This window comes from Halopseudomonas laoshanensis (genome assembly GCF_008365385.1).
In the GTDB taxonomy this organism is placed as follows: Bacteria; Pseudomonadota; Gammaproteobacteria; order Pseudomonadales; family Pseudomonadaceae; genus Halopseudomonas; species Halopseudomonas laoshanensis.
On record NZ_QOVF01000006.1, the window covers coordinates 132,947 to 158,284 of the forward strand.

Sequence of the window (25,338 nt, forward strand, 5' to 3'; positions counted from 1 at the left end):
ATACTGGAATCATTATGCAGGCTGTTGAAGTAAAAAAACTGATCGAAGCTCAGTTGGCGGACACCCAGGTAGAGGTGGACGGCGAGGGCTGCAACTTCCAGTTGCTGGTTATCAGCGATAGCCTGGCGGCGTTGTCGCCAGTCAAGCGTCAGCAGCAGATCTATGCGCTGCTCAATGAGCAGATTGCCGATGGCAGCATCCACGCGGTGAGCATGAAGTTCTTTACCCGCGAGGCCTGGGACAACCGTCCCTGAGAGCTGTTGCGGCTCGCGTAATTTCAATCACCTGCATCAAGCCCTATTAGAGACGATCTGCACATGGACAAACTCATTATCACCGGCGGTAACCGCCTGGACGGCGAAATCCGCATTTCCGGTGCCAAGAATTCTGCGCTGCCGATTCTGGCCGCAACCCTCCTGGCCGACGGACCGGTGACCGTGTGCAATCTGCCGCACCTGCATGACATAACTACCATGATCGAGCTGTTTGGCCGCATGGGTGTGGAGCCGGTGCTGGACGAGCGTATGAATGTCGAGGTTGATCCCACCCGCATCACCACGCTGGTAGCGCCCTACGAGCTGGTTAAAACCATGCGCGCCTCGATTCTGGTACTAGGCCCGATGGTTGCGCATTTCGGTTATGCCGAAGTGGCATTGCCCGGCGGCTGTGCGATCGGTTCACGGCCGGTGGACCTGCATATTCGTGGTCTGGAAGCCATGGGTGCGGAAATCACCGTGGAAGACGGCTATATCAAGGCGCGTGCGCCAGAGGGCGGCCTGCGTGGTGCGCACTTCTTCTTTGATACCGTTACCGTGACCGGTACTGAAAACATCCTTATGGCCGCGACCCTGGCCAAGGGCCGGACCGTGCTGGAAAACGCTGCCCGTGAGCCGGAAGTTGTGGATCTGGCCGAGTGCCTGATCGCCATGGGCGCCAATATCAAGGGTCACGGCACCGACACCATCACCATCGACGGCGTTGAGCGTCTGCACGCTGCGCGCTATTCAGTGATGCCCGATCGTATCGAGACCGGCACCTATCTGGTTGCCGCCGCTGCTACCCGCGGCCGCGTCAAGCTCAAGGATACCGATGCTTCGATCCTTGAGGCTGTGCTGCTCAAGCTGGAAGAGGCCGGTGCGCAGATCGAGACCGGCAAGAACTGGATCAGCCTGGATATGAAAGGTAATCGGCCCAAGGCGATCAATCTGCGCACTGCGCCTTACCCTGCGTTTCCAACCGACATGCAGGCGCAGTTTATCGCGATGAATGCGGTCGCCGAAGGCACGGGTACAGTGATCGAGACCGTATTTGAAAATCGCTTTATGCACGTGCAGGAAATGAACCGCATGGGTTCGCATATTCTGGTGGAAGGCAACACTGCGATTGTTACCGGGGTAGAGCGTCTTAAAGGAGCGCCGGTCATGGCGACCGACCTGCGCGCCTCTGCCAGCCTGGTGATCGCTGGTTTGGTCGCTGATGGCGATACCCTGGTTGATCGCATTTATCACATCGACCGTGGTTACGAATGTATTGAAGAGAAATTGCAGATGCTCGGCGCGATCATTCGCCGCGTGCCAGCCTGAACCAGACAAGGACTTCCGCATGACCGAGACTCTGACCATCGCGCTGTCCAAGGGCCGCATTCTGGATGACACTCTGCCGCTGTTGAAGCAAGCCGGCATCGAGCCGCTGGAAGATCTGGAAAAAAGCCGCAAGCTGATTTTTGATACCACCGATCCGAGCGTGCGCCTGTTGATAGTCCGCGCCACTGACGTGCCGACCTATGTCGAGCTCGGCGCCGCCGATCTGGGCGTGGCCGGCAAGGACGTGCTGATGGAGTACGGCAGTCAGGGTCTGTATGAGCCGCTGGATCTGAAGATCGCCAATTGCCGATTGATGACCGCAGGCCCGGTCGACACGCCCGAGCCGCGTGGCCGTCTGCGTGTCGCGACCAAGTTCGTCAATGTTGCCCGCCGCTATTACGCCGAGCAGGGTCGCCAGGTAGAAGTCATCAAGCTTTATGGCTCGATGGAGCTGGCGCCGCTGGTTGGCTTGGCCGACAAGATTATCGACGTAGTGGATACCGGCAATACGCTGCGTGCCAATGGCCTGGAGCCGCAGGAATTGATCGCTACCATCAGCTCGCGGCTGATCGTCAACAAGGCGGCGATGAAGATGAAACATGCGCGCATCAAGGCGCTGATCGACCTGCTGGCTGCCGCTGTTGAGCAGCGCGCTGCCTGAATATTCTTTCTCATTTTCAAGATAGGTAACCGCCATGAGTACGCCGCTGAAAATCACCCGTCTGGATGCCAATCAGGTGGATTTCAAGCAGCATCTGGATGCGTTGCTGGCGTGGGAAGGGGTGTCGGACAAGAGCGTCAATGAGCGCGTGGAAGAGATTATCGCCGCAGTGCGCGAGCGTGGCGATGCAGCGCTGGTGGAATACACCGCACGGTTTGACGGCCTGCAAGTGAACAGCATGGCCGATCTGATTCTGGACCGCGCGCGTCTAGAGCTGGCGCTGGAGCGCATCACGCCGGAGCAGCGCACCGCACTGGAAGTCGCTGCAGAGCGGGTGCGTATCTATCACGAGCATCAGACCCAACCCTCCTGGCGTTACACTGAAGCAGACGGCACCGTACTCGGCCAGCAGATCACACCGCTGGACCGCGCCGGCCTGTATGTACCAGGCGGCAAGGCCTCCTATCCCTCATCGGTGATCATGAACGCGGTGCCGGCCAAGGTCGCGGGTGTACCGGAAGTGGTCATGGTGGTGCCTACGCCACGTGGTGAAATCAATGAACTGGTGCTGGCTGCGGCCTGCCTCGCCGGCGTGGACCGGGTGTTTACCATCGGTGGCGCCCAGGCTGTGGCCGCTCTGGCTTACGGCACTGAAAGCGTGCCGCGCGTGGACAAGATCGTGGGCCCCGGCAATATCTATGTGGCTACCGCCAAGCGCGCCGTGTTCGGTCAGGTCGGCATTGATATGATCGCCGGCCCATCGGAAATTCTGGTGATCTGCGATGGCCAGACCGACCCGGACTGGATCGCCATGGATCTGTTTTCCCAGGCTGAGCATGACGAAGACGCGCAGTCGATCCTGCTGTCGCCGGATGCGGCCTTCCTGGATGCCGTCGAAGCCAGCTTGAACAAGCTGCTGGATAGTCTGGAGCGGGCCGATATGGTGCGCATCTCTCTGGAAAATCGCGGAGCGCTGATCAAGGTCGACAGTCTTGAGCATGCCTGCGAAATATCCAACCGTATTGCTCCCGAGCACCTGGAGTTGTCAGTGGCTGACCCGGACGCGTTACTGCCGGCTATTCGTCACGCTGGCGCGATCTTCATGGGCCGCTTTACCCCCGAGGCGTTGGGCGATTACTGTGCTGGCCCGAACCACGTACTGCCGACCTCCGGCACCGCGCGCTTCTCGTCGCCCCTGGGCGTGTATGATTTCCAGAAGCGCTCCTCGGTGATCTTCTGCTCGCCCGAAGGTGCGTCGGAACTGGCCAAAACCGCGTCCGTCCTGGCCCGCGGTGAAAGTCTCACCGCCCACGCGCGCAGTGCGGAATACCGTATAAAACCCCAGTAGCAAGTTGCAGGCGGCCAGTCGTAAGAGCGCTAGTGCGCAGTCGCACGTCGCGTTGCCGCCTGGCGCTTGAAGCTTAATCGAGGAATGATTGTGAGCCGATTTTGGAGTCCGTTCGTCAAAGACCTGGTGCCCTATGTGCCCGGTGAGCAGCCGAAGTTGGACAATCTGGTCAAACTGAACACTAACGAAAATCCCTTCGGCCCCTCACCCAAGGTGCTTGAGGCTATTGCCGCGGTGACCGACGCCTCCCTGCGCCTGTATCCGGCGCCCAACGCGGACAGCCTGAAAGCCACCATCGCCGAATATTACCGTGTGCAGCCAAGCCAGGTGTTTGTCGGGAACGGGTCTGACGAGGTGTTGGCGCATGTGTTTCATGGTCTGTTTCAGCATGGCAAGCCGTTGCTGTTTCCGGATATCAGCTACAGCTTCTATCCGGTGTATTGCGGTCTTTACGGCATAGCGCCGAAGACCCTGCCATTGGCTGACGATTTCACCATCAACATTGCCGACTACGCCCAGCCCAACGGCGGGATCATTTTCCCGAATCCGAATGCGCCCACCGGCATTGCATTAACGCTGGCGCAGATAGAGCAGATCGTCCAGGCCAGCCCGGATTCCGTGGTAGTGGTGGATGAGGCCTATGTCGATTTCGGCGCAGAGACTGCCATCACCTTGGTCGATCGTTACCCGAATCTGCTGGTAACCCAGAGTCTGTCGAAATCTCGCTCGCTGGCCGGGCTGCGGGTAGGTCTGGCGGTGGGTCATGCTGACCTGATCGAGGCGCTGGAGCGAATCAAGAACAGCTTCAATTCCTATCCGCTAGATCGCCTGGCGTTGGCTGGGGCTGAGGCGGCGTTCCGCGATCAGGCGTATTTCGACAGTACGCGCAATGCGGTGATACAGAGCCGCGACGAGATGGCGGCCAAGCTTGAGGCGCTGGGCTTTGAAGTGTTGCCGTCGGCGGCCAACTTCCTGTTCGTTCGGCATGCGCAGAAAGATGCGGCGCAATTGGCTCAAGGTTTACGAGAGCAACGCGTTATCGTGCGGCATTTTGCCAAACCCCGTATTGAGCAGTTTTTGCGTATTACCATAGGTACGCCAGAACAGAACGCCAAGCTGATCGACGCATTGCAAACCTTGCTCTGATAGTCGCGGCTAGGATGCCCTAGTGGGCGCGGGCTAGCCGCGGAAGCTCGGTCTGACGCCCACCTCGGCTTCGAACTGCATCGCTTGACCGTCGCGCAAGATGCGCAGCCGCACCTTCTGCCCGGGATGGGCTCTGGCTACCTGATTCATCGCCTGCCGGCCATTGCTGACTGGTTCCTGGTCGATGTGCAGGATCACATCGCCTGGCAGCAAGCCGGCATTCCAGGCCGGGCCTTCCCGGTACAGTCCGGAGACCACGATTCCCTCGCGGCTCTCCAGCCCGAACGACTCCGCCAGTTCATTGGTCAGCGGTTGGACTTCGACCCCCAGCCAGCCGCGGATCACCCGACCCTGGCTAATGATCGCCTGCATCACTTCCACCGCCAGGTTCGCTGGAATCGCAAAACCAATGCCCTGAGAGCCGCCGGACTGGGAAAAGATCGCAGTATTGATGCCGATCAGGTTGCCATTGGCGTCAATCAAAGCCCCGCCGGAGTTGCCCTGGTTAATGGCTGCGTCAGTCTGAATAAAGTCTTCATAGGTATTCAGCCCCAATTGATTGCGTCCGGTGGCGCTGACGATGCCCATGGTCACCGTCTGACCCAGGCCGAACGGGTTGCCGATGGCCATCACTACATCGCCAATGCGCTGCTGGTTAGGGCTGATGGTCACCACTGGCAGATCGGGCAGATTGATCTTGAGTACTGCCAGGTCGGTTTCCGGGTCCGTACCGATCAGCTCGGCCAAGGCTTCGCGGCCATCGCGTAACAGCACCAGGATTTCATCTGCGCCAGCAACCACGTGGTTATTGGTCAGCAAGTAGCCTTCGGCATTGAGAATAACCGCAGAACCCAGGCTGCTTTGTTGGCGATTGGGTACGGGCAACGTTTCCGAGTAATCACGTAGCGGCGGGGTGGGGAAGGCTTGGGGCGTGTCGCTATCAGCGGCTTTACTGGTATAGATGTTGGCTACTGCTGGGGCAGCCCGCTGCACGGCATCGCTGTAGGAGTAGGGCCCCTGGGTCGTAGGTTGCTCGCGTACAATATCTTCGGCGGAAATCACAGGCACAACAGTGGTATTGCGTTCCGGCATACCCAGCCAGTGCGGATAATAATGAAGAATCAGCAGCGCCAGCAGTACCCCACACAGGGCCGGCCAGATCCAGTTGCGCAATAGAGCGTTCATTCTTTATTCCCAGATTCCCCAGCTGTCGGCAGACTAGCATTGCGTAACAGTATAAAGCTTAGCGGCTATCCTGCCGAGCCCGTGAACAAGAATGCTGCGCATGACTGGCCAAAGTCGAGGGCAGGCAGGACAATGGCAATATCGAGTTAAAGGAGGCCCCCCATGATTGATCGCGCCACGTTAGTGGAGTACTGCAACACGCTGCTGGACAGCGCCGCCTTTCAGGACTATTGCCCCAATGGTCTGCAGGTCGAAGGCCGCGAGCAGATCCGCATGTTGGTGACTGGGGTGACCGCCAGCCAGGCGATGGTGGATGCGGCGGTAGCCGCCGGTGCCGATATGCTCCTGGTTCATCATGGCTATTTCTGGAAGGGCGAGTCGGCGCCCATCACCGGCATCAAACAGCGGCGGCTCAAGGGTTTGCTCGGCAACGATGTGAATCTGCTGGCTTATCATCTGCCGTTGGACGTGCATGCTTCGCTGGGTAATAACGCCCAGTTGGCGCGGCTGATGGGTTGGTCGATCACCGGTGGGCTTGAGCCGGAAAATCCTCGCTCTGTGGGTTTGCAGGGTGAGCTGCCGGCGCCGATGAGTGGCGGCGAAGTAGCAGCGCATCTGGCCCGCGTGTTGAACCGCGAACCCTTGCACATCGCCGGTAACGACCGGCCGATCAAGCGCATTGCCTGGTGCACGGGTGCTGCCCAGGGCTACATCGACAAGGCCATTGCTCTGGGTGTGGATGCCTTTGTCACCGGTGAAATATCCGAGCCCACGGTGCACGCGGCGCGGGAAAACGGCATTCACTTCTTCTCCGCCGGGCACCATGCCACCGAGCGTTACGGGGTCAAGGCGCTGGGCGAGCATCTGGCTGAGCGCTTCGGCATTGAGCACCAGTTTATCGATATCGCTAATCCGGTTTAAAAGCAGCTATATCTATATAACTTAAAGGTATCAACAGGCTTCTTATTAGATTGCCTAGCGTTTGTTACAATGCCTGCCACCTGACCTCGGGATGCCCGGCGTCCCCCTCATTATCGTGAGTACGCCATGCTGGAAAAATTGACCCACCTCAAGCAACTGGAAGCCGAAAGCATTCACATCATTCGTGAAGTGGCGGCCGAGTTCCAGAACCCAGTGATGCTTTACTCCATCGGCAAAGACTCCGCCGTGATGCTGCATCTGGCGCGCAAGGCCTTCTACCCAGGCCGCCTGCCGTTCCCCGTGCTACACGTGGACACCGGCTGGAAATTCCGCGAGATGTACAGCTTCCGCGAGAAAATCGTCGAGGAAATGGACCTGGATCTGCTGGTGCATATGAACCCCGATGGCGTTGCTCAAGGCGTCGGTCCGTTCACTCACGGCAGCGCAGTGCATACCGACATCATGAAAACCCAGGGCCTGAAGCAGGCGCTGGACAAGTACGGCTTCGACGCTGCTTTCGGCGGCGCTCGTCGCGACGAGGAAAAGTCCCGGGCCAAGGAGCGCGTTTACTCCTTCCGTGACAAGCACCACCGCTGGGACCCAAAGAATCAGCGTCCGGAGCTGTGGAATGTCTACAACGGCAAGGTGCACAAGGGCGAAAGCATCCGCGTATTCCCGCTGTCTAACTGGACCGAGCTGGATATCTGGCAATACATCTATCTGGAAAGCATCCCGATCGTACCCCTGTACTTCGCCGCTGAGCGTCCGGTGGTCGAGTACAACGGTTCGCTGATCATGGTCGACGATGACCGTATGCCTATGGCAGAAGGGCAGAAGCCGGAGATGAAAATGGTCCGCTTCCGCACGCTAGGCTGTTACCCGCTCACTGGCGCTGTCGAGTCCACTGCCGCCACGCTGCCGGAAATTATTCAGGAAATGCTCCTGACTCGTACTTCCGAGCGCCAGGGTCGTGCGATCGACCATGATCAGGCAGGCTCCATGGAAGAAAAGAAACGCCAGGGTTATTTCTAACTTCAGCTAAGCGGGGCGCTTAGCCCGGAGAGATACATGAGTCACCAATCAGAACTAATCAGCGAAGATATCCTGGCTTATTTGGGCCAGCACGAACGCAAGGAACTGCTGCGGTTTCTGACCTGCGGCAACGTCGATGATGGCAAGAGCACGCTGATCGGGCGTTTGCTGCATGACTCCAAGATGATCTACGAAGATCATATGGAAGCTATCACCCGTGATTCGAAGAAATCCGGCACCACCGGTGAAGAAGTCGATCTGGCGCTGCTGGTCGATGGTCTGCAGGCCGAGCGCGAGCAGGGCATCACCATTGATGTGGCCTACCGCTATTTTTCTACCGCCAAGCGCAAGTTCATCATTGCCGACACCCCCGGCCACGAGCAGTACACCCGCAACATGGCCACCGGCGCCTCGACCTGCGACCTGGCGATCATCCTGATCGATGCCCGTTACGGCGTACAGACGCAGACCAAGCGTCACAGCTTTATCGCCTCCTTGCTGGGCATCAAGCATATCGTTGTCGCCATCAACAAGATGGACCTGAAAGACTTCGACGAAGGCGTTTTCAACCAGATCTGCGACGACTACCGCCAGTTCGCCAGCGGCCTGGAAATGCTTGATGGCAACAGCGTGCACTTCGTGCCGATGTCTGCGCTTAAAGGCGACAACGTCGTCAATCGCAGCGAACGCAGCCCCTGGTATACCGGCCAGACCCTGATGGAAATTCTGGAAACCGTTGAAGTCGCGGCGGACCGTAACCTCAAGGACCTGCGTTTCCCGGTTCAACTGGTGACGCGCCCCAACCTGAACTTCCGCGGCTTTGCCGGCACATTGGCCTCCGGGGTCGTGCACAAGGGTGATGAGCTGGTGGTACTGCCCTCGGGCAAGACCAGCCGAGTGAAATCCATTGTCACCTTCGATGGCGAACTGGAAAGCGCTGGCCCCGGCCAGGCCGTAACCCTGACGCTGGAAGACGAAATCGATATTTCCCGTGGCGACGTACTGGCCCACGTGGATAACCGCCCACTGATCGGCGATCTGTTCGAAGCCAACCTGGTATGGATGGACGATCAGCCCATGCAGCCCGGCCGCAAGTACGATATCAAACGCGCTACCAGCAATAGCCCGGGCTCTTTTACCCGGATCGTGCACCGCATTGATGTGAATACGCTGGAAGAGCAGCCCGCGCCGCAATTGGGTCTGAACGAGATTGGCCGTGTTGAGCTGTCGCTGGAACGCCCAATCGCCTATGACGATTACCGCGCCAACCGCACCAGCGGCTCCTTTATCGTTATCGACCGTATGACCAATGGCACCGTCGGCGCCGGCATGATTGTCGCCAAGGGCCTGCTGGGTCAGAACACCACTGGCAGCCGCCATGGCGGTTATGCCCACGTCACCGCCAGCGAACGCGCCCAGCGCTTTGGCCAGGAGCCGGTAACCCTGCTGCTGACAGGCCTGTCCGGTTCCGGCAAGAGCACCATCGCCTACGCGGTTGAACGCAAGCTGTTCGATAGTGGCCGCGCCTGCTACGTGTTGGACGGCAAGGCGCTGCGTCAGGATCTGAGCAAGGGCCTGCCGCAAGACGCCCAGGGCCGTGGCGAGAACCTGCACAAGGGTGCACGCATTGCCCGGCAGATGAACGAAGCGGGTCTGATCGCGATTGGCGCCTTTATGGCGCCCACCGAAGAAAGCCGTGCCAAGGCGCGTTACATTCTCGGTGAGCGTTGCCTGCTGGTGCATCTGGATGCGCCGCTCTCGGTATGCCAGGAACGTGATCCGTCAGGCCTGTATGCAGCCAATGAGGAAAATACCGTGCCGGGCGTTTCCTACCCCTACGAAGCGCCGACCGATGCGGACCTGGTACTCAAAACCGCCGAGTTGAATCTGGAGTCCTGCGTTAATCAGGTGATAGAGCTGCTCAGAAGCCGCAAGCTGATCTGACGCCCAGCCCATGAAGCCAGCCGATATCGACTTCATGCGCTTGGCGCTGGCCGAAGCACAACAGGCGGCGGCCCTGGGCGAAGTGCCCGTGGGCGCCGTGCTGGTGCGCAGTGGTCAGGTGATCGGCCGCGGTTTCAACCAACCCATCAGCAGCAACGACCCCAGCGCCCACGCTGAAATGGTCGCGCTGCGCCAGGCGTCCTTAAGCGAAGGCAACTATCGCCTGCCGGACACCACGCTCTACGTCACCCTCGAACCCTGCACCATGTGCGCCGGCCTGCTGGTACACACCCGCATCACCCGCCTGGTTTACGGCGCCACCGAACCCCGCTCAGGCGCCGTCATCAGTCGCGCACAGGTCCTGGCTCAGCCTTGGCTGAATCATCATGTGGAAGTGGAGGGCGGTGTATTGGCAGAGGAGTGTGGAGCGGTGCTGAGAGATTTTTTCCGGGCTAAGCGCGAGCAAAGTCAGTAACAGTTAGCTGGATACGAGCCATCGTAGGTCAAGCCGCCTTGTTGCCGCCCCCACCGTCATTCCCATATCTCACCGTCATTCCCGCGAAAGTGGGAATCCATTTTGACCTTAACGTCCTTCCTGCCAAGGCCCAGGCCAGACCCAACTCAAAACCCCTGCGGAATCTGCTCCAAAATCCCCGGCGTATGATATTTCTCCGCCGCCGCCTGAGCCATTTCCGACTGCGGCTGGGTCACCCACTGCAGAATCTCGTGGTAGCGCCGGATGTTCTGCACGTAATGCACCGGTTCCGCCCCGCGGGCATAACCGTAGCGGGTCTTGCTGTACCACTCCTTTTTCGACAGTAGCGGCAGGTGATCCTTCACATCCACCCAGCGATTCGGGTCGCGGCCGTTGCTGCTGGTCAGTTTGCGCGCGTCATCCAGATGCCCAATACCCACGTTATAGGCGGCCATCGCGAACCAGGTACGATCCGGCTCGGGGATGTCCGTCGACAACTGATCACGCACCCAGATCAGATAACGCGCACCACCAAAAATGCTCTGCTTGGGATCCACTCTATTGGTCACACCCACAAACTTCGCCGTCGGCAGTGTCAGCATCATCAGCCCACGCACCCCGGTAAAGGACTTGGCGTCCGCATCCCATAGCGATTCCTGATAACCCATTGCCGCCAGTAGCCGCCAGTCCAGCCCGTACTGGTCGCCGGCCTGGCGAAACAGCGTTTCATAGCGGGGCAAGCGCTGTTGCGTGTGTTGGGCAAAGCCGCGCGCACCGACATAGTCGAGCACATCGGAGTGGCCATAAAAGCGCTCGATCAATTGATCAAGGGTGCCGTCGGCGCGGATGTCGGTGAAGAATTTATTTACCGCATCCAGCAGGGTGTCGTCCGGGTCATTGGGCAACGCCCAGGCCATCGGGCGCTCGTCAGACAGGTCAAAGCCCACGCGAACTGCCGGATAGAACGCCTGATTGACGATCAGCTCATTCGAGTAAACCACGGCATAGTCGATCTCGTTATCGTTGACCAGGCGCAGCAGGTCGACAACCTCGACGTTATCCGATTCCTCGAAAATCAACTGCGGGTGCTCGGTTTGCAGGTCGCGCAACTGGTCGGCCAGGCTGCTGCCCTTGAGCACCATGATGCGTTTGTCGTAAAGATCTTCAATTGCGGTGGGCTGGCGATCGCCGCGGCGAAAAACCACCTGCGGGGTGACGTCCAGATAGGAGTCGGCGAAGCGTACCTGACCTTCGCGCGCCGGATTCACCGTGATACCGGCAGCACCGATATGCGGGCCGCCTTCACTGGCCAGCTGCGCATACAGCTCATCCAGCGTGCTGATGGTTTCAACTTCCAGTTCCAGATCCAGGCTGTCGGCAAAGCGCCGGCTCAGCTCGTACTCCAGGCCGGTACTGCCGTGGCGATCCTGGTAGTAGGTGGTCGGCGAGTTGCGGGTTACCACCCTGAGCGTGCCGTCTTCCTTGATCTGCTCCAGCCGCGGCGGTTGCGGCTGCTCACAGGCGCTCAGCAGCAGCGCGCAGAGAAGAGTCGTCAGGACCGGTAGCTTGATCGAACGGGATGATTTTTCGCTCATGCGGGCAGTATATTCAAAAGCGGCAGAGGGCAATAGCCGCATGCTGTTAAGGAATGTCTTTGACGCGCTGCGGGCCCGCTCGGCATGGCCCATGGGCGCAGTTTAAGGTATCCTGTCCGCCTTATTTTTCGGTACGTTTTTCCGATACGCCGTATTTCCCTTTATCCAGCTTCCCGAGGCCGTATACAGCATGCATACCCTGCGTGGCGCCCCAGCCCTTTCCGAATTTCGCCGTCAAAAACTGCTTGCCCGGCTCAAAGCCGCTGTGCCGGCCGTCACTGGCGTTTATGCCGAGTTCATGCATTTTGCCGAGCTGCACAGCGAGCTGGATGAACAGCAGAATGAAGTGCTGGCGCGCCTGCTCAAGTACGGCCCGTCTGTGCCGGTGGAAGAGCCCCAGGGCAGCCTGTTTCTGATCGTGCCGCGCTTCGGCACCATCTCGCCCTGGTCGAGCAAGGCTACCGATATCGCCCACAATTGCGGCCTGCAGAATGTCGCTCGCCTCGAGCGCGGCATTGTCTACCATGTCGCCGGTGATATCAGCGCCGAACAGCGCCCGCAACTGGCCGCGCTGCTGCATGACCGCATGACCGAGCTGGCGCTGGATGATCTGGACGCTGCCGCCGATCTGTTTCGCCACACCCAGCCACAACCCTTTCAACGTGTGGACATCCTCGAAGGCGGCCGCGAGGCGCTGGAGCAGGCCAACACCACCTTGGGTCTGGCCCTGGCCGATGACGAGATCGATTATCTGGTCAGCAGCTTCAAGGAGCTCAAGCGCAACCCCAGCGACGTCGAACTGATGATGTTCGCCCAGGCCAACTCCGAGCATTGCCGCCACAAGATCTTCAACGCCACCTGGGATATCGACGGCCAGGCGGAAGAGAAGAGCCTGTTCGGCATGATCAAGAAGACCTACCAGATGCGCAGCGAAGGCGTGCTGTCCGCCTATAAAGACAACGCCGCCGTGATTGAAGGCTTTGTTGCCGGGCGTTTCTTCCCGGTACCGGGTACCTGCGAATACCGCACCCATGAAGAGCCGGTGCACATCCTGATGAAGGTGGAAACCCACAACCACCCGACCGCGATTGCGCCTTTCCCCGGTGCATCCACCGGCTCCGGTGGCGAGATCCGTGATGAAGGCGCCACCGGTCGTGGCGGCAAGCCCAAGGCCGGTCTGGCCGGCTTTACCGTGTCCAACCTGCGTATTCCTGGCTTTGTTCAGCCCTGGGAAGAAGACAACGGCAAGCCCTCGCGCATCGTCACGCCGCTGCAGATCATGATCGAAGGCCCGCTGGGCGGCGCTGCGTTCAACAACGAATTTGGTCGCCCGAACCTGACCGGTTACTTCCGCACCTTCGAGCAGACCGTCAGCTCGCCGCGTGGCCCGGAGATTCGCGGTTATCACAAGCCGATCATGATTGCCGGCGGCATGGGCAACATCCGTGCAGGCCACGTAGAGAAGGCCGAAATTCCCGTCGGCGCGAAGCTGATCGTACTCGGCGGCCCGGCCATGCTAATTGGTCTGGGTGGCGGCGCAGCCTCGTCCATGGCCACCGGCAGCAGTGCCGAAGACCTGGATTTTGCCTCTGTACAGCGTGAAAACCCCGAGATGGAACGCCGCTGCCAGGAAGTCATCGACCGCTGCTGGCAGATGGGCGACAAGAACCCCATCCGCTTTATTCATGACGTGGGCGCGGGCGGCCTGTCCAATGCCTTCCCCGAGCTGGTCAACGACGGTGGCCGCGGCGGCCGCTTTGAACTGCGCAATGTACCCAATGACGAGCCGGGCATGAGCCCGCTGGAAATCTGGTCCAACGAATCCCAGGAACGCTACGTGATGGCGGTGGATAACGCCGACTACGACCGCTTTCAGGCGATCTGCGAGCGCGAGCGCTGCCCCTTTGCCGTCGTCGGCGAAGCCACCGAAGAACAGCTGCTGGTACTCAACGACACGCATTTCGACAACCAGCCGGTAGACATGCCCTTGTCCGTGCTGCTCGGCAAGCCGCCGCGCATGCACCGCAGCGTCGAGCGTGAGGCCGAGCCCTCGGATGATTTCGATGGCACCGGTCTGGCGCTGGACGAAGCCGTACAGCGCGTATTGCGCCTGCCGTCAGTTGCCAGCAAGAACTTCCTGATCACCATTGGTGACCGCAGCATTACCGGCCTGGTTGCCCGCGACCAGATGGTCGGCCCCTGGCAGGTGCCGGTTGCCGATTGTGCCGTGACCAACAGTAGCTTCGACGTGCACACCGGTGAAGCCATGGCCCTGGGTGAACGCACGCCGCTGGCGCTGCTGGATGCTCCAGCCTCTGGCCGCATGGCCGTTGCTGAAGCCGTCACCAACCTGGCGGCTGCGCGTATTGACGCCATTTCCGATATTCGTCTGTCTGCCAACTGGATGGCCGCTGCCGGCCACCCCGGTGAAGATGCACGCCTGTTCGACACCGTGCGCGCCGTAGGTATGGAGCTGTGCCCCGAGCTGGGCATCACCATCCCGGTCGGCAAGGACTCCATGTCGATGAAGACCCGCTGGTCCGATGACGGTGAAGACAAGTCCGTTACCTCGCCCATGTCGCTGATCGTCACCGGCTTTGCCCCGGTGCAGGATGTACGCCTTACCCTGACGCCACAGCTGCAACTGGACCAGGGCGATACCGACCTGATCCTGATCGACCTCGGCCGTGGCCAGAACCGCCTGGGTGGTTCTGCGCTGGCGCAGGTGTACAACCAGATCGGCAAGACCGCTCCGGATCTGGACGACGCTGAAGACCTCAAGGCCTTTTTCGCCGTGATCCAGGGCCTGAACCAGGAAGAGCAACTGTTGGCCTACCACGACCGTTCCGACGGTGGCCTGTTGACCACCCTGGCGGAGATGGCCTTTGCCGGCCGCTGCGGCCTGCAGATTCAGCTGGATGTACTGGCTGACCAGGAGAGTGAACTGGCCGGTGCGCTGTTCAACGAAGAGCTCGGCGCAGTGATTCAGGTGCGCCAGAGCGATACCGAAGCCGTCCTCAGCCAGCTGTCCGCAGCCGGCCTGGGTGACTGCAGCGCGGTGATCGGCCAGCCAAGCCGAAATCAGGATCTGCATTTCAGCTTCGCTGACCGAACTGTAGTTAGCGGCACCCGCGCCGCCTGGCAGCAAGCCTGGAGCGAAACCAGCTGGCAGATCCAGCGCCTGCGTGACAACGTCGAGTGCGCCGATCAGGAATTCGAGAACATCGCCGATGACGCCAACCCGGGTCTGGAAGCCATGCTCAGCTTCGACATCAATGAAGATGTCGCCGCGCCGCTGATCAACACGGGCAAGCGCCCGCAGGTGGCGATTCTGCGTGAGCAGGGCGTTAACGGTCAGGTCGAGATGGCCGCCGCGTTCAACCGCGCCGGTTTCAACCCGATCGACGTACACATGAGCGATATTCTCAGCGGCCGCGTAGAGCTGGAAGACTTCCGCGGGCTGGTCGCCTGTGGCGGTTTCTCCTACGGCGACGTACTCGGCGCCGGCGAAGGCTGGGCCAAGTCCATCCTGTTCAACGCCGAAGCCCGCGAAGCCTTCAGCGCCTTCTTTGCCCGCCCGGACACCTTCACCCTGGGCGTGTGCAACGGCTGCCAGATGCTCTCCAACCTGCGCGAACTGATCCCCGGCAGCGAGCACTGGCCGCACTTCGTGCGCAACAAGTCCGAGCAGTTTGAAGCGCGGGTAGCCATGGTAGAAGTGCAGGCATCACCGTCGATCTTCCTCAATGGCATGGTCGGCTCACGTATGCCCATCGCCATCGCCCACGGCGAAGGCCACGCCGAGTTTGCTGACAGTTCCGCCGTCGATGCCTGTGAAGCTAGCAACAGCGTGGTACTGCGCTTTGTCGACAACCGTGGCCGCATGACCGAACGCTACCCCGGCAACCCCAACGGCTCGCCACGCGGCATCACCGGCCTGACCACCCGCGACGGCCGCGTCACCATCATGATGCCGCACCCCGAACGCGTGTTCCGCGCCTCACAGAACTCCTGGCACCCCCGTGACTGGAGCGAAGACGGCGCCTGGATGCGCATGTTCCGCAACGCGCGGGTCTGGGTCGGCTAAACCCAAGCCGCTTCAGTACCACACAATCCCGGCTAATGCCGGGATTGTGCTTTCTGGCCTTTGCTGCCCCTCAACAAAACCCCTTGGACAAGTCATGCCCAGCTGGACTAATCTCGAATCCAGCAAAGGAATGCCAGTCACATCCCGCCTCCAGGCAAGGACAGCCTGCATTCCCTCCCAATACTGTTAAAGCAATTCCCCGACTTGTCCGTGAAGAGGATAGGGCGGTAGCGTGCCTGGAAATGCTTTGGTCTTCGAGTGGGTCATTGAGCTGAGCGGGTTATGGGAAAAATGATCGCAGTGACCGATATCTGGGAGCTAGCTAGAAAATATGGATTTTGGTTTGAGAATCAGTTGGTTAGCAGAAATCTGGAAAATGGTGATATGAGGCTTGGTGATCGTTTTGTCGGCTATGTGAAAATTGATTGATAGGCGGAGAGGGCCGGGTTCTGGGCGTTGTAGAGGATTTTTGGGCCAGGTTGGAAAAAACAAAACGATCACCGACATATTGGTCGGTGTGACTCATATACAAATGTTAATGCTATGAATACGCTGCAATCACATAAGGAAGAGTTCGCGAGTGGCATCGTCACCGAACTGGGATATTCGGCAATAGCTGATGCCGAAGGTTACGATGCCGCATCTTCTGTCGGTGCGGGTAGCGTGAGCATCACTTTGCTGTGGCAAGTCTTTCGCCAGGGCAAGGCGCTCTCGTTGTTTCGTAAGGGGCGCTCGCCGCTTCAACCTCATTCAGAAAATGAGCTCGCTAAGTGGTGCGTAGATAATTTTCCGGCGTGCTATGAGGAGCACCTTCGACGTGCAAAGCATTAACAATCGCAGGCACAGCGACGGCTTTTCCCTTGCGGCTGCGCCTTCACTACAAAGCCGCGCGTGCTGCGGGCGTTAGGCAAATCAAAATGAAACACCTCATCATCAAGCTCTTCCGAGAGCTGGAAAATATGTGCGAAGGCATAATCAACTCGCTAGAAAGCAATTGTTATCAAATTTTCCGCGGCGGAATATTCCTTATAGGCATAAGTTTGGCGGGCCTATCTCAAACAATGCCGGTGCTTCTGGATCACGAGCAAAAGGCAATGGAGCTTAAGTATGATTTCGAAGAAATAAGCAATACAAGGCTCAATGACGCAAAGTGCGAAAACTTTAAAGCCCTTCATAAAGAGTGCAATCTTGCAAAATACAAGGTAGAGGTTGTTTCCTCAACAATCGATCTTTTGAATACCTTGGTAAGAATATTATTTTTTATTGGGCTTTCGATGTTGCCATTTTCAATTCTTGGCTATGTCATCAAAGCAACATCTAAAAAGTCTCAAACAGAAAATACACCTGAGACCAGTGCCAATGTCTAACAACTGGTTCAAATCGTTCGCTTCGCTCACTGGGACGGGCTAAAGTCCGCCCCTTAACCAAACGTTAAGTGTCTGATTATGAAAGTCATCGATAGCGAGAATTGGGCGTGGTTCCTGTTTGAGCATGAAGACCATTTATACCTTGATGCCAACTGCAACATGAGCGCGTTCGGGTATACCTACATGATTCAGCTAAATGATGAAGAGCGCTACGCTTTCAAGGCAGGAGGTCATGAGTACTTGAACCAGCTCGCACACGACATCCATTACTCTGTGCCAATAGCTGCAGACACACGATCAAAATATAAAGATCGAGACGTGTCGAAAAAGTTCTCAGAAATGGCAACCGACGCAGTTCGTGAGTGGAGGCAGGCCAAGAGTGTCGAGTAAACACTTAACAATTGCATTAAATTCGCTCCGGCCCTATGGGCCTCCACCGGACGGCTTTTGCTCCGCTTCGCTGCGCAAAATCCGCCGTTTATGCAGGCGTTAGAGCGCATCGTCAGGTTCTGTCGCAACCGGAAGTAATAAGCTAAAACAGGGAGTAAGAGATGGCTAGATGCACGGCTCCAGTTCGCGGTCATAGTTCAGCGGCAGCAGCAGCTGCATGCCCAGCATGTCGTTATCGTAGTAGAGGTTACGGCGGCTACTCTTCGTCTTACACCTCTTCCGGTAGTGGAGGGAGTAGCTACCGCAGCAGCAGCGGGGGTAGCGGATCAAGTGGTGGTTCAAGACCACGCTGGTCGAGAGTCGGCTCTTCCGTCTCTTACACGCCTGCCCAGATCGTATCGTTAACACCATTCCGCGAAGCAGTTGAAGCACGGGCAGCGCAGCAACCAGATCTTCGGGATGTGTTTCTCTGCCATGCCTGGGACGACCGCCAAGAGTCAGCGAAGGAGCTGCACGACTTGCTCGTGGCGGCTGGAGTCAAAGTCTGGTTCAGCGAGAAGGACCTTGGCTTAGGTGTACCGATGATGCGCGCCATCGATAAGGGCTTGGCGAACTCAAAAATTGGACTTGTTCTTGTAACACCTGCGCTTCTTGAGAGGCTGCCAAAAGAAGGTGTCGCCGATAAAGAGCTCTCGGCCTTGCTGGCGCGTAATCAGCTTGTCCCAATTGTGCACAAGACGACTTACGACGCACTGCGCAATGTCAGCCCAATGCTGGCCTCGAGGAGCGGCCTAGATACTGCAGAAGACTCTATGGCTGTTGTAGCAAAGAAAATTGCTGAACTCGTTGATCTTCATGCGTAGCTCGGATGCGCTCTAACAATCGGCTGTTGTCGCCCCTGCGGGGCTGGGACGGCCTTTCCGCCGCTGCGCGGCTATAAGTCCGCCCCAAAGCCGGGCGTTAAATTTCTCTGAGATTCGTGCAATGAATGAGAAGAAATTTCCGAATAAGGAAAGTCTGAGAAAATGGCTAATTTCTACGACTGGCATTGTGCTTACATCTGTTTCTTTGATGAGTAACGTTCAAGATTTGGAGTTTCAATTTTCAAACCCGAAGGCATTGGCTACGGTGATGGAAGGTTCCCCTACTTACTTTCCCAATGGGCAATACGTTATTACCTACTCCAACAGCTCAGATCTGGATTCTGACGATCTCGATTATTCAAAAATGGCAATGGTAATATCCCTTGAGGCAAAATTGGCCAAATCGGATACATTAATTGGTGGTCTGAGACCACTACTTTCTGCGCTCACCGACTTTGAGTATTGCTGCACCATAGATCGAACTAATCCAGCTTACGTAACCGCAGGTATCTGGATAGTTGAGCCTAGCAATCCCGCCGAACTTGAGAAGTTGAAACAAGTCTTGCACGAAAATTCTGTATTTTATGCTTTTAACGACGGCACCGGATTTGTGACTCTCAACAACGCTAGGATGGGTAATGGTGTAAAAAAGTTGGTCAAAATTTAACAAGCAAAGGCAGGGCGACGCCAAAAAGCGGCGCGCCTGCTTTGAGCGTTATGCATAAAGAAGGATCGAAATCATAGATGAGAGACAACGCTCTATACTTTCCATATATTTCAGTGCCAAATGATAGATGGACGATTAAAACCCTTCTGTATTGGGATAAACTGTCCTCTATTGTACCAATGGATCATATTGATAACCCTGAACAGCTAACTCCCTTCATGCAGTCATTGGTTCAGGAGGGATTAGTACAACAGGTATTTCCTGCTCATTATCTTTATGAAATACCTGATTTCGAAAAGTGTTTTATTGAATTGATAGAGCATCGAGTAAAAAGAAGACAAACAGCGCCGCTCCAAAGAGCACAAAGACACACAGAGAAAACCCAGCCAAGATCTACTATCCATGCAGAGAAATTGGGGGAAATCCCTGAATTCTTGATAAAGAACGGCCTTGCCAAGAGAGTAAATTGGGCATGGTATGAAGTTGAAAGCTGGGTAGCTAATTTGTTCATGGCATACCTAGCATCATGCTTGGGTGCATTGGCTCACGTCAATGCTGCTCCAGTAACAAATCAAACCACTTTCTCTCGAATGTTTGGTAACTCAAGTCTTAGATCCAGCGGAGAAAGTGCAGCGCATCATAATAAAGCTAGAGATGTGATTCTTCGTTCATTGCTCCCAGTACCTGATGAAAAAGTAACATTAGATGAATTGCTCCGATTCAAGGATGATCATGGGCATTTGTTGCCTGCGCTTCGTCGCTCAATAGAATCGCATTGCTCAATCATTGCTACTTTACCGAATACTGAAGATAGAGTGTTGTTAACGGAAGAGTTCATCGTAAAAAGCAAAGTTAGTATTGATCAAATCACAGATGCGATGAAGCCAACTTGGAGTCAAGTTTCTTTTGGTTCTATTGCACCGCTATTTGGAGCAGGCCTTACTCTTCATGCAACACCAGTTAGCAATGAGGTGGCATATATGGGATCTGCTTTTACATTAGCTGCATGTGCATACCAGGCAATATCCAGTGTACGAGGTAATCGAGATGAAGAGTTACGAAAGCCGCTTGCCTACATTGCACATGCCAATAGAAGGTTGCTTGCATAAATAAATGTTAGGGATCAACAATGGACATCATGAAGACTACCCTCATAGCCTTTACTATTCTTGCAGCTTTATCATCGGCGGCACTGTTATGGCTCATTCGGCATCCGAAGACACCGCGGGCGCTAGATTTTGTTGTCGGTATACAGTTGATTGTGTTCGCAGCCTTCTTCCTTGGCCTATTGGGCAACCTTCGAGGCTTGATCTCTGATGACAATGAACTCAAAGCGGGCTATGACGTCGCCTTACTGGTTATCCCTTTCTTTACGGCTGGTCTAGGTACGAACATCTTGTCTCATGTAGTACTTTCCGATAGGGACTATGAAGGTACGATAAGCACCCCTGCGATTGGGAAGAAACTGGTTCACTGGCTGTTGATTCTTACCGGCATCTTATTTCCGCCAATATTAATTGGGTATGCCGTATATCTAAAAAGAGCTGCCTAAAAATGCGCTTAAATCGTTCGCTACGCTCACTGGGACCAGCTAAGGCCGGCCCCTTAGCTTAGCCATTAGGCGCCTATAGTACTGAGAGAGCTTAAAATGAATGAAGATCTACCACCAGAAGTAGTGGAAGCAATAAAGCATTTTCAAGAGCGAGCTGAAAAAGCGATTGCTTTAGAAGATCTTCTTAAAAATACTGAGTTTCCTCAAGGAATTGATCTTAACGATCTTCCTTCTCTTGAGGAACGAGCCAAGCTTTACATAAAGATCGCACAGGCTAGATACGCAGCTGGTGACATTTCTGAGCAGGAGCTTGCGTTTCATAGATGCTATGCAATCGAGGTTCAGATACACGAGACAAGATGGTTAAACGGGCAGTACCAAAACATACTTGAGCCAATATCAAAGAAAATGCGGGCCGTTGAAGAGTCTTATGGACTTTCTGATGACGAGTATTGGCCGATATCAGAGGCGCCGGATGAATATAAAGAGCTTTCAAAAGAATACGATTTGGCTGTAGAGCAGAAACTGTTAGAAGCATTTAGCGAGTTCGGTGCTGATGATTTAAAAGATCTATATCTTAACGACCTTGACGAGTTCTATAAATTACACGACGCGGGCAGGGTCGCAGTTTTTCAAAAAGACGAACAGGCAAAACTAAAATCAATTGCAATTTACTATGAGAATGAAGCTAGGGCTTGCGAGGAGGCTGGTTCTTTCTTGGCTGCGGCAGTCATGCTTGGCTCAGCTATTGAGACCAGATTGATTTTGACCTGCCTCGAAAATGAAGTACACGTAAGGACGACTCTAGATGTATTAGGGTTAACGAATCGACTTCTGAAGTCGAAGAATCCATTAACATGGACTCTGGATACTCTTATAAAGGTTTGCTCTACTGCTGGTTGGATACCCAACTATGATGCCGGGGAATACACATTTAGCGGGCAAGCCATGATGGAATTCTTGAAAGCTTCGAGAAATCAGGTCCATCCTAAGATAAAAGTAAAAAACAAAGGGTTGGTCGTGGGAGAAGAACAGTTCAAAGACATAAAGTTTGCGCACCAACTTCTTTCTTCAACGCTAAACTGGCCTAACAAATCAAGGCAGAAGGACGCCGATAAAGCCGTCGCCTCTGCTTGAGGCGTTAGCTTCTTTCGAGAGAGGTTCATGATTCTATACAAGTACATGTCCTTCGGTTCCGCCCGAAAGGTGATCGATACCGTATCACTAGGATTTTCATGCCTTGAAGATTTGAACGACCCTTTTGAATGCACAGCCTTTGGTTTTAAAGATAGCGATGAGTCTATAAGCGCGAAAACCGCCACGAATGCTTGTAGAAACCGTTTCTCGAGAAAATACGGTGTCTTATCTATGACCCGTCAGCCGTTGAACGCGCTTATGTGGTCGCATTATGGAGACTCTCACCAAGGAGTAGTCCTTGGGTTCGATTGTGATTCGGCCGGCTTATCAGACCCGCAAAGCAATGTGATTCCAAGCCAATATGGAGAGATGATTTACTCAGCTACGAAGCCGCACAATGATCTACCCGTGATTGACGAGCATGAGCTAATGAATATTGGCGGCAGCCTTCGTTTTGACTCGAATGCCTTCAATCTAATGAAGAGAGCTTTTCTGTATAAGTCTCTCGAGTGGGCATACGAAGAGGAGGTCCGTGTTGTAAAAAATATAGAAAATATCCCCTTCAGCTATCACTCCGGTGGTGGTCGCTACTGTGAATGGAATAAGGTGACCGTCTCTGGTCGACCTCTATACTGCTTTGATGTGCCGAAGAACTCACTCAAAGAGATTTACTTGGGTCGACATTTATACAGAAATGCTACCAAGGGTGGCTCTGTTACCGATGAAGAGTTGAAAGGCGTGCTTCAATCCTGGGGGAGAAAAGATATCAAGATGATGCAATGTGAACCCGATGTTCACTCGTGGAGCCTCGTTGCAAAACCATCTATCAACAAAAGCTAACCAGTGGCTGTTGGCGGACGCACCTACGCTGGCGCTCCGGCACGCCGCAAAGCCAAGGCGTTAGAAGAAAGCAAATGAATCACTCCAAAATTAAAAGTCTCTATAAGTATGTCGCTTCGACTCAAAGAGTCCTTGACATGGTCGAGAGCCAAGAAGTTTGGTTCTCGACCATGTCCAAATTCAATGATCCTTTTGAGGGCATATACGATATTGTCGATGATATATCACACGAGGCAATAATCTCTCTCGCAGTAAAAAGTCTTTCTGAAGAAGGATACTCTTGGTCTGGCATATCAAGCCATATAGCTAAAAATATAATGAAAGATGACTTTGGAGGCCTTCCAATAAAGGATGAGGTAAAGACAAAAATCAAAGAATCAGTTCAAGGTATGATTGAAGCTACTAAGAGATCTGGAATTATCTCACTAGCCGAAGACCCAAAAAATATACTGATGTGGTCGCATTACGCCAATGAGCATAAAGGCGTTTGTGTAGAGCTTGAGCGTAATATCGATGAAGATTTAGGGGATAATAAGAGATGCAGACCAGTAACATATTCAAAAGAGTACCCTCAGCCAAGTATTGAAGATATTTTAAAAGGTGACCATGCTTTAACAGACAAGGTGGCGTATACCAAGTCAGTAGACTGGGCATATGAAAAAGAGTGGCGAGTTAGGCGAGATAGGGGGGATTGCCTGCACCCTCTGCCTGGACCGATAAGAAGTATTATTTTGGGAGCTAAATGGGAAGGAGATTTAGGAGAAATACAGAGTTTCTGTGTCGTAAATGGCATTTCTCTTTTGGTCGCATCAATAACTAAGGGTGAGTTCTCGCTATCCTTCGAGGACATAACTCATAAGCATCTATAGTAATAATCTTCTAACAAGCGCATGTTGTCGGACTGGTTTTTCGCTGAGCTCCAAACCAGCCGCAAATGCAGGCGTTAGGTTCATGGGAGAATTAAAATCATCAAATATCTATACTCCAATAAACAATCAGCCTTAACTAAGCTTAGCGAGGACGAGTATAAGTCTGAGCTGGTAAATATATGCCCCAAGAAAGCTGAAAGAGCTTTTGAGAAAGCATGGGCCACCAGAAATTTTGAGATAGAAATGTATTGGAAAAGAGCTACATATTTCTGGGCATTTATTGCCAGTACATTTGTAGGTTATTTTGCTTTAATTTCCTCTGAAAGCTACGCAAAGCCAGATCGTTTCAATCATGTCGAGGTTTACTTCCTAATATGTATCGGCTTCGTGCTGTCTTTAGCATGGCATTTTACTAATATAGGTAGTAAGTCTTGGCAGCGACACTGGGAAGTCCATGTAGACCTACTTGAAGATGCTTTCACAGGGCCTTTATATAAAACCGTCCATCCACAAAAAACCTTTTCTGTTTCAAAAATTAATGAGATAGTCAGCTTTGTTTTTATTCTGATTTGGTTCCTGCTTGGTGTTAAGTACTTCTTTGATCAAAATCTTGTTCGCTCACTTGGTGAAAACTATTCTTTGAATTGGTTTGTAGTTGTAAGCACAATAATTTCTTTATTGGTCGTAATTTCAATGATATATGGTCACGGTCGGGGGCACTTCGGATCAAGGCCCGTTACAATGTATAAGCGTAACGTAACTTACTTATGATAAATAGAACCTAACAAGCAAACAACGTGAACGGTGGATTTCCCCCGCTTGGTTCGCTGGAACGGGCTAAACCCGCCCATTAGCTTAATCGTTAGAGGACGAGTAATATCACATGGCACTGCAGACATATGGCGATGAGAAAACCGGGGTCAGATGAAGGTTTTCCTATTAATTTTCATCTGACCCCAATTACTCTCTGAGCGTATTGAAGCTTACGGTTGAGGAGCTCCAGCAAATAGGTGCAATGTGTTCCTGACCAGTGGTTCAAGTCGTTCGCTGCGCTCACTGGGTCGGGCTAGAGCCGGCCCTTAACCAAACTTCAGGCGCTTCGAGTCATCATGACGAAACACAAACCGAGTTGCGGTACTCGGCCACATACCCCAGCCAGTAGTGAAATGGAAGAACTGCTGAAGGCAAGGATGTCCCTTAGCCATCTCATGAATGACACGCATCCACTCAAAGACCGCGACTACGAACTGATCGGAAAATTTGTTCAGACCTATTGCATCGCCGATCTTGAGGCGCGGCGCGTTATCAATTGCCTTACTCATATCAGACTGGGAAATCCAACAACATTTGCGCTTAAACTCAATGACAAGGACACACTAGACCATCTAATAGCTTGCGCAGACAGCTGCGTCTGGAACCTAGAGCTCGCTGAAGGCATTCGGAAAGCCGCAGAAATCTTCGTGATGCATCGTCAATTGCGTCATATGTTCGCGCACTGGGCAGGTCGCAGAGTTCCTGATCATGACGTCTATATCTTTTTCACAGCAAGCTTAGACAAACAAAAGTTGCCAAAGGGAGTGTAGTGGTCAACTGATTCCGGACAGTGGATAAAGTTTTTCCTCTGCCCTGGCAGGTGCTAAACCATCATTGAATTGATGTGGTCTCAGCCAGTTGTA

General features: G+C 54.7%; 25 protein-coding genes. 23 read left to right on the plus strand and 2 right to left on the minus strand.

Translation table 11 applies throughout. The features are described 5' to 3' along the window. Nucleotides 1–14: 14 nt before the first annotated feature. From DT594_RS16115 to hisC, 5 genes are all read left to right on the plus strand, one after another. Nucleotides 15–254: a BolA family protein gene (locus DT594_RS16115; RefSeq protein WP_149333801.1), complete on the plus strand. Its 240-nt coding sequence runs from the start codon at nucleotides 15–17 to the stop codon at nucleotides 252–254. Between the two features lie 63 nt (nucleotides 255–317). Continuing rightward, a complete protein-coding gene (murA, locus tag DT594_RS16120) occupies nucleotides 318–1,583 on the plus strand; it encodes a UDP-N-acetylglucosamine 1-carboxyvinyltransferase (protein ID WP_096346822.1) in 1,266 nt (421 codons plus the stop codon). 19 nt (nucleotides 1,584–1,602) lie between these two features. After that, the gene (gene hisG, locus DT594_RS16125; RefSeq protein WP_149333803.1) at nucleotides 1,603–2,244 is read left to right on the plus strand and encodes an ATP phosphoribosyltransferase; all 642 of its coding nucleotides are present in this window, start codon (nucleotides 1,603–1,605) and stop codon (nucleotides 2,242–2,244) included. Between the two features lie 34 nt (nucleotides 2,245–2,278). Beyond that, entirely contained in the window at nucleotides 2,279–3,592 is a 1,314-nt protein-coding gene (gene hisD / locus DT594_RS16130) for a histidinol dehydrogenase (protein WP_149333805.1), read from the plus strand. Between the two features lie 90 nt (nucleotides 3,593–3,682). Then, nucleotides 3,683–4,738, plus strand: coding sequence for a histidinol-phosphate transaminase (gene hisC / locus DT594_RS16135; RefSeq protein ID WP_149333807.1), 1,056 nt, complete (start codon nucleotides 3,683–3,685; stop codon nucleotides 4,736–4,738). Nucleotides 4,739–4,771: 33 nt separating this feature from the next. On the opposite strand, the gene DT594_RS16140 is transcribed toward hisC, so the two are convergent. Next, complete coding sequence (locus DT594_RS16140) at nucleotides 4,772–5,923, minus strand: S1C family serine protease (RefSeq protein WP_149333809.1); 1,152 nt, start codon at nucleotides 5,921–5,923, stop codon at nucleotides 4,772–4,774. A 162-nt stretch (nucleotides 5,924–6,085) separates the two neighbouring features. Here DT594_RS16140 and DT594_RS16145 point away from each other — a divergent pair, with 162 nt between their 5' ends. The 4 genes from DT594_RS16145 (at nucleotide 6,086) to tadA (ending at nucleotide 10,295) form a co-directional block, all read left to right on the plus strand. Further along, the gene (locus DT594_RS16145) at nucleotides 6,086–6,844 is read left to right on the plus strand and encodes a Nif3-like dinuclear metal center hexameric protein (protein ID WP_149333811.1); all 759 of its coding nucleotides are present in this window, start codon (nucleotides 6,086–6,088) and stop codon (nucleotides 6,842–6,844) included. Nucleotides 6,845–6,970: 126 nt separating this feature from the next. Continuing rightward, nucleotides 6,971–7,876: a sulfate adenylyltransferase subunit CysD gene (gene cysD, locus DT594_RS16150; RefSeq protein WP_149333813.1), complete on the plus strand. Its 906-nt coding sequence runs from the start codon at nucleotides 6,971–6,973 to the stop codon at nucleotides 7,874–7,876. A 36-nt stretch (nucleotides 7,877–7,912) separates the two neighbouring features. Next, entirely contained in the window at nucleotides 7,913–9,820 is a 1,908-nt protein-coding gene (gene cysN / locus DT594_RS16155) for a sulfate adenylyltransferase subunit CysN (protein WP_149333815.1), read from the plus strand. A gap of 10 nt (nucleotides 9,821–9,830) precedes the next feature. Further along, nucleotides 9,831–10,295 carry a tRNA adenosine(34) deaminase TadA gene (gene tadA, locus DT594_RS16160; RefSeq protein WP_149333817.1) on the plus strand — a complete coding sequence of 155 codons (465 nt, stop codon included), beginning with the start codon at nucleotides 9,831–9,833 and terminating at the stop codon, nucleotides 10,293–10,295. Between the two features lie 146 nt (nucleotides 10,296–10,441). Here tadA and mltF read toward each other — a convergent pair whose 3' ends face one another. Next, nucleotides 10,442–11,890 (minus strand): membrane-bound lytic murein transglycosylase MltF, encoded by a 1,449-nt coding sequence (gene mltF, locus DT594_RS16165; RefSeq protein ID WP_149333819.1) that lies wholly within the window; start codon nucleotides 11,888–11,890, stop codon nucleotides 10,442–10,444. 190 nt (nucleotides 11,891–12,080) lie between these two features. Between mltF and purL the strand changes: the two genes are divergently transcribed. The 14 genes from purL (at nucleotide 12,081) to DT594_RS16230 (ending at nucleotide 25,245) form a co-directional block, all read left to right on the plus strand. After that, complete coding sequence (purL, locus tag DT594_RS16170) at nucleotides 12,081–15,977, plus strand: phosphoribosylformylglycinamidine synthase (protein WP_149333821.1); 3,897 nt, start codon at nucleotides 12,081–12,083, stop codon at nucleotides 15,975–15,977. 282 nt (nucleotides 15,978–16,259) lie between these two features. After that, on the plus strand, nucleotides 16,260–16,406 hold the full coding sequence (locus DT594_RS18985) for a hypothetical protein (protein WP_178091551.1): 147 nt from the start codon (nucleotides 16,260–16,262) through the stop codon (nucleotides 16,404–16,406). Nucleotides 16,407–16,520: 114 nt separating this feature from the next. After that, nucleotides 16,521–16,808 (plus strand): hypothetical protein, encoded by a 288-nt coding sequence (locus tag DT594_RS16175; protein ID WP_149333823.1) that lies wholly within the window; start codon nucleotides 16,521–16,523, stop codon nucleotides 16,806–16,808. Between the two features lie 86 nt (nucleotides 16,809–16,894). Further along, nucleotides 16,895–17,344 carry a hypothetical protein gene (locus tag DT594_RS16180; protein WP_149333825.1) on the plus strand — a complete coding sequence of 150 codons (450 nt, stop codon included), beginning with the start codon at nucleotides 16,895–16,897 and terminating at the stop codon, nucleotides 17,342–17,344. Between the two features lie 78 nt (nucleotides 17,345–17,422). After that, the gene (locus DT594_RS16185; RefSeq protein ID WP_149333827.1) at nucleotides 17,423–17,734 is read left to right on the plus strand and encodes a hypothetical protein; all 312 of its coding nucleotides are present in this window, start codon (nucleotides 17,423–17,425) and stop codon (nucleotides 17,732–17,734) included. Nucleotides 17,735–17,895: 161 nt separating this feature from the next. Further along, entirely contained in the window at nucleotides 17,896–18,597 is a 702-nt protein-coding gene (locus tag DT594_RS19160) for a toll/interleukin-1 receptor domain-containing protein (protein WP_149333829.1), read from the plus strand. A gap of 121 nt (nucleotides 18,598–18,718) precedes the next feature. Further along, the gene (locus DT594_RS16195) at nucleotides 18,719–19,264 is read left to right on the plus strand and encodes a hypothetical protein (RefSeq protein ID WP_218574544.1); all 546 of its coding nucleotides are present in this window, start codon (nucleotides 18,719–18,721) and stop codon (nucleotides 19,262–19,264) included. A 77-nt stretch (nucleotides 19,265–19,341) separates the two neighbouring features. Next, the gene (locus DT594_RS16200) at nucleotides 19,342–20,373 is read left to right on the plus strand and encodes a DUF6236 family protein (protein ID WP_149333831.1); all 1,032 of its coding nucleotides are present in this window, start codon (nucleotides 19,342–19,344) and stop codon (nucleotides 20,371–20,373) included. Between the two features lie 20 nt (nucleotides 20,374–20,393). Then, on the plus strand, nucleotides 20,394–20,816 hold the full coding sequence (locus DT594_RS16205) for a hypothetical protein (protein WP_149333832.1): 423 nt from the start codon (nucleotides 20,394–20,396) through the stop codon (nucleotides 20,814–20,816). Between the two features lie 96 nt (nucleotides 20,817–20,912). Then, on the plus strand, nucleotides 20,913–21,953 hold the full coding sequence (locus DT594_RS16210; RefSeq protein WP_149333834.1) for a hypothetical protein: 1,041 nt from the start codon (nucleotides 20,913–20,915) through the stop codon (nucleotides 21,951–21,953). Nucleotides 21,954–21,980: 27 nt separating this feature from the next. Continuing rightward, complete coding sequence (locus DT594_RS16215) at nucleotides 21,981–22,793, plus strand: DUF2971 domain-containing protein (protein ID WP_149333836.1); 813 nt, start codon at nucleotides 21,981–21,983, stop codon at nucleotides 22,791–22,793. A 137-nt stretch (nucleotides 22,794–22,930) separates the two neighbouring features. Beyond that, nucleotides 22,931–23,662, plus strand: a complete 732-nt coding sequence (locus tag DT594_RS16220; RefSeq protein ID WP_178091553.1) for a DUF2971 domain-containing protein — start codon at nucleotides 22,931–22,933, stop codon at nucleotides 23,660–23,662. A gap of 177 nt (nucleotides 23,663–23,839) precedes the next feature. After that, nucleotides 23,840–24,433 (plus strand): RipA family octameric membrane protein, encoded by a 594-nt coding sequence (locus DT594_RS16225; RefSeq protein ID WP_484103619.1) that lies wholly within the window; start codon nucleotides 23,840–23,842, stop codon nucleotides 24,431–24,433. A 395-nt stretch (nucleotides 24,434–24,828) separates the two neighbouring features. After that, complete coding sequence (locus tag DT594_RS16230; protein ID WP_149333842.1) at nucleotides 24,829–25,245, plus strand: hypothetical protein; 417 nt, start codon at nucleotides 24,829–24,831, stop codon at nucleotides 25,243–25,245. Nucleotides 25,246–25,338 lie beyond the last annotated feature (93 nt).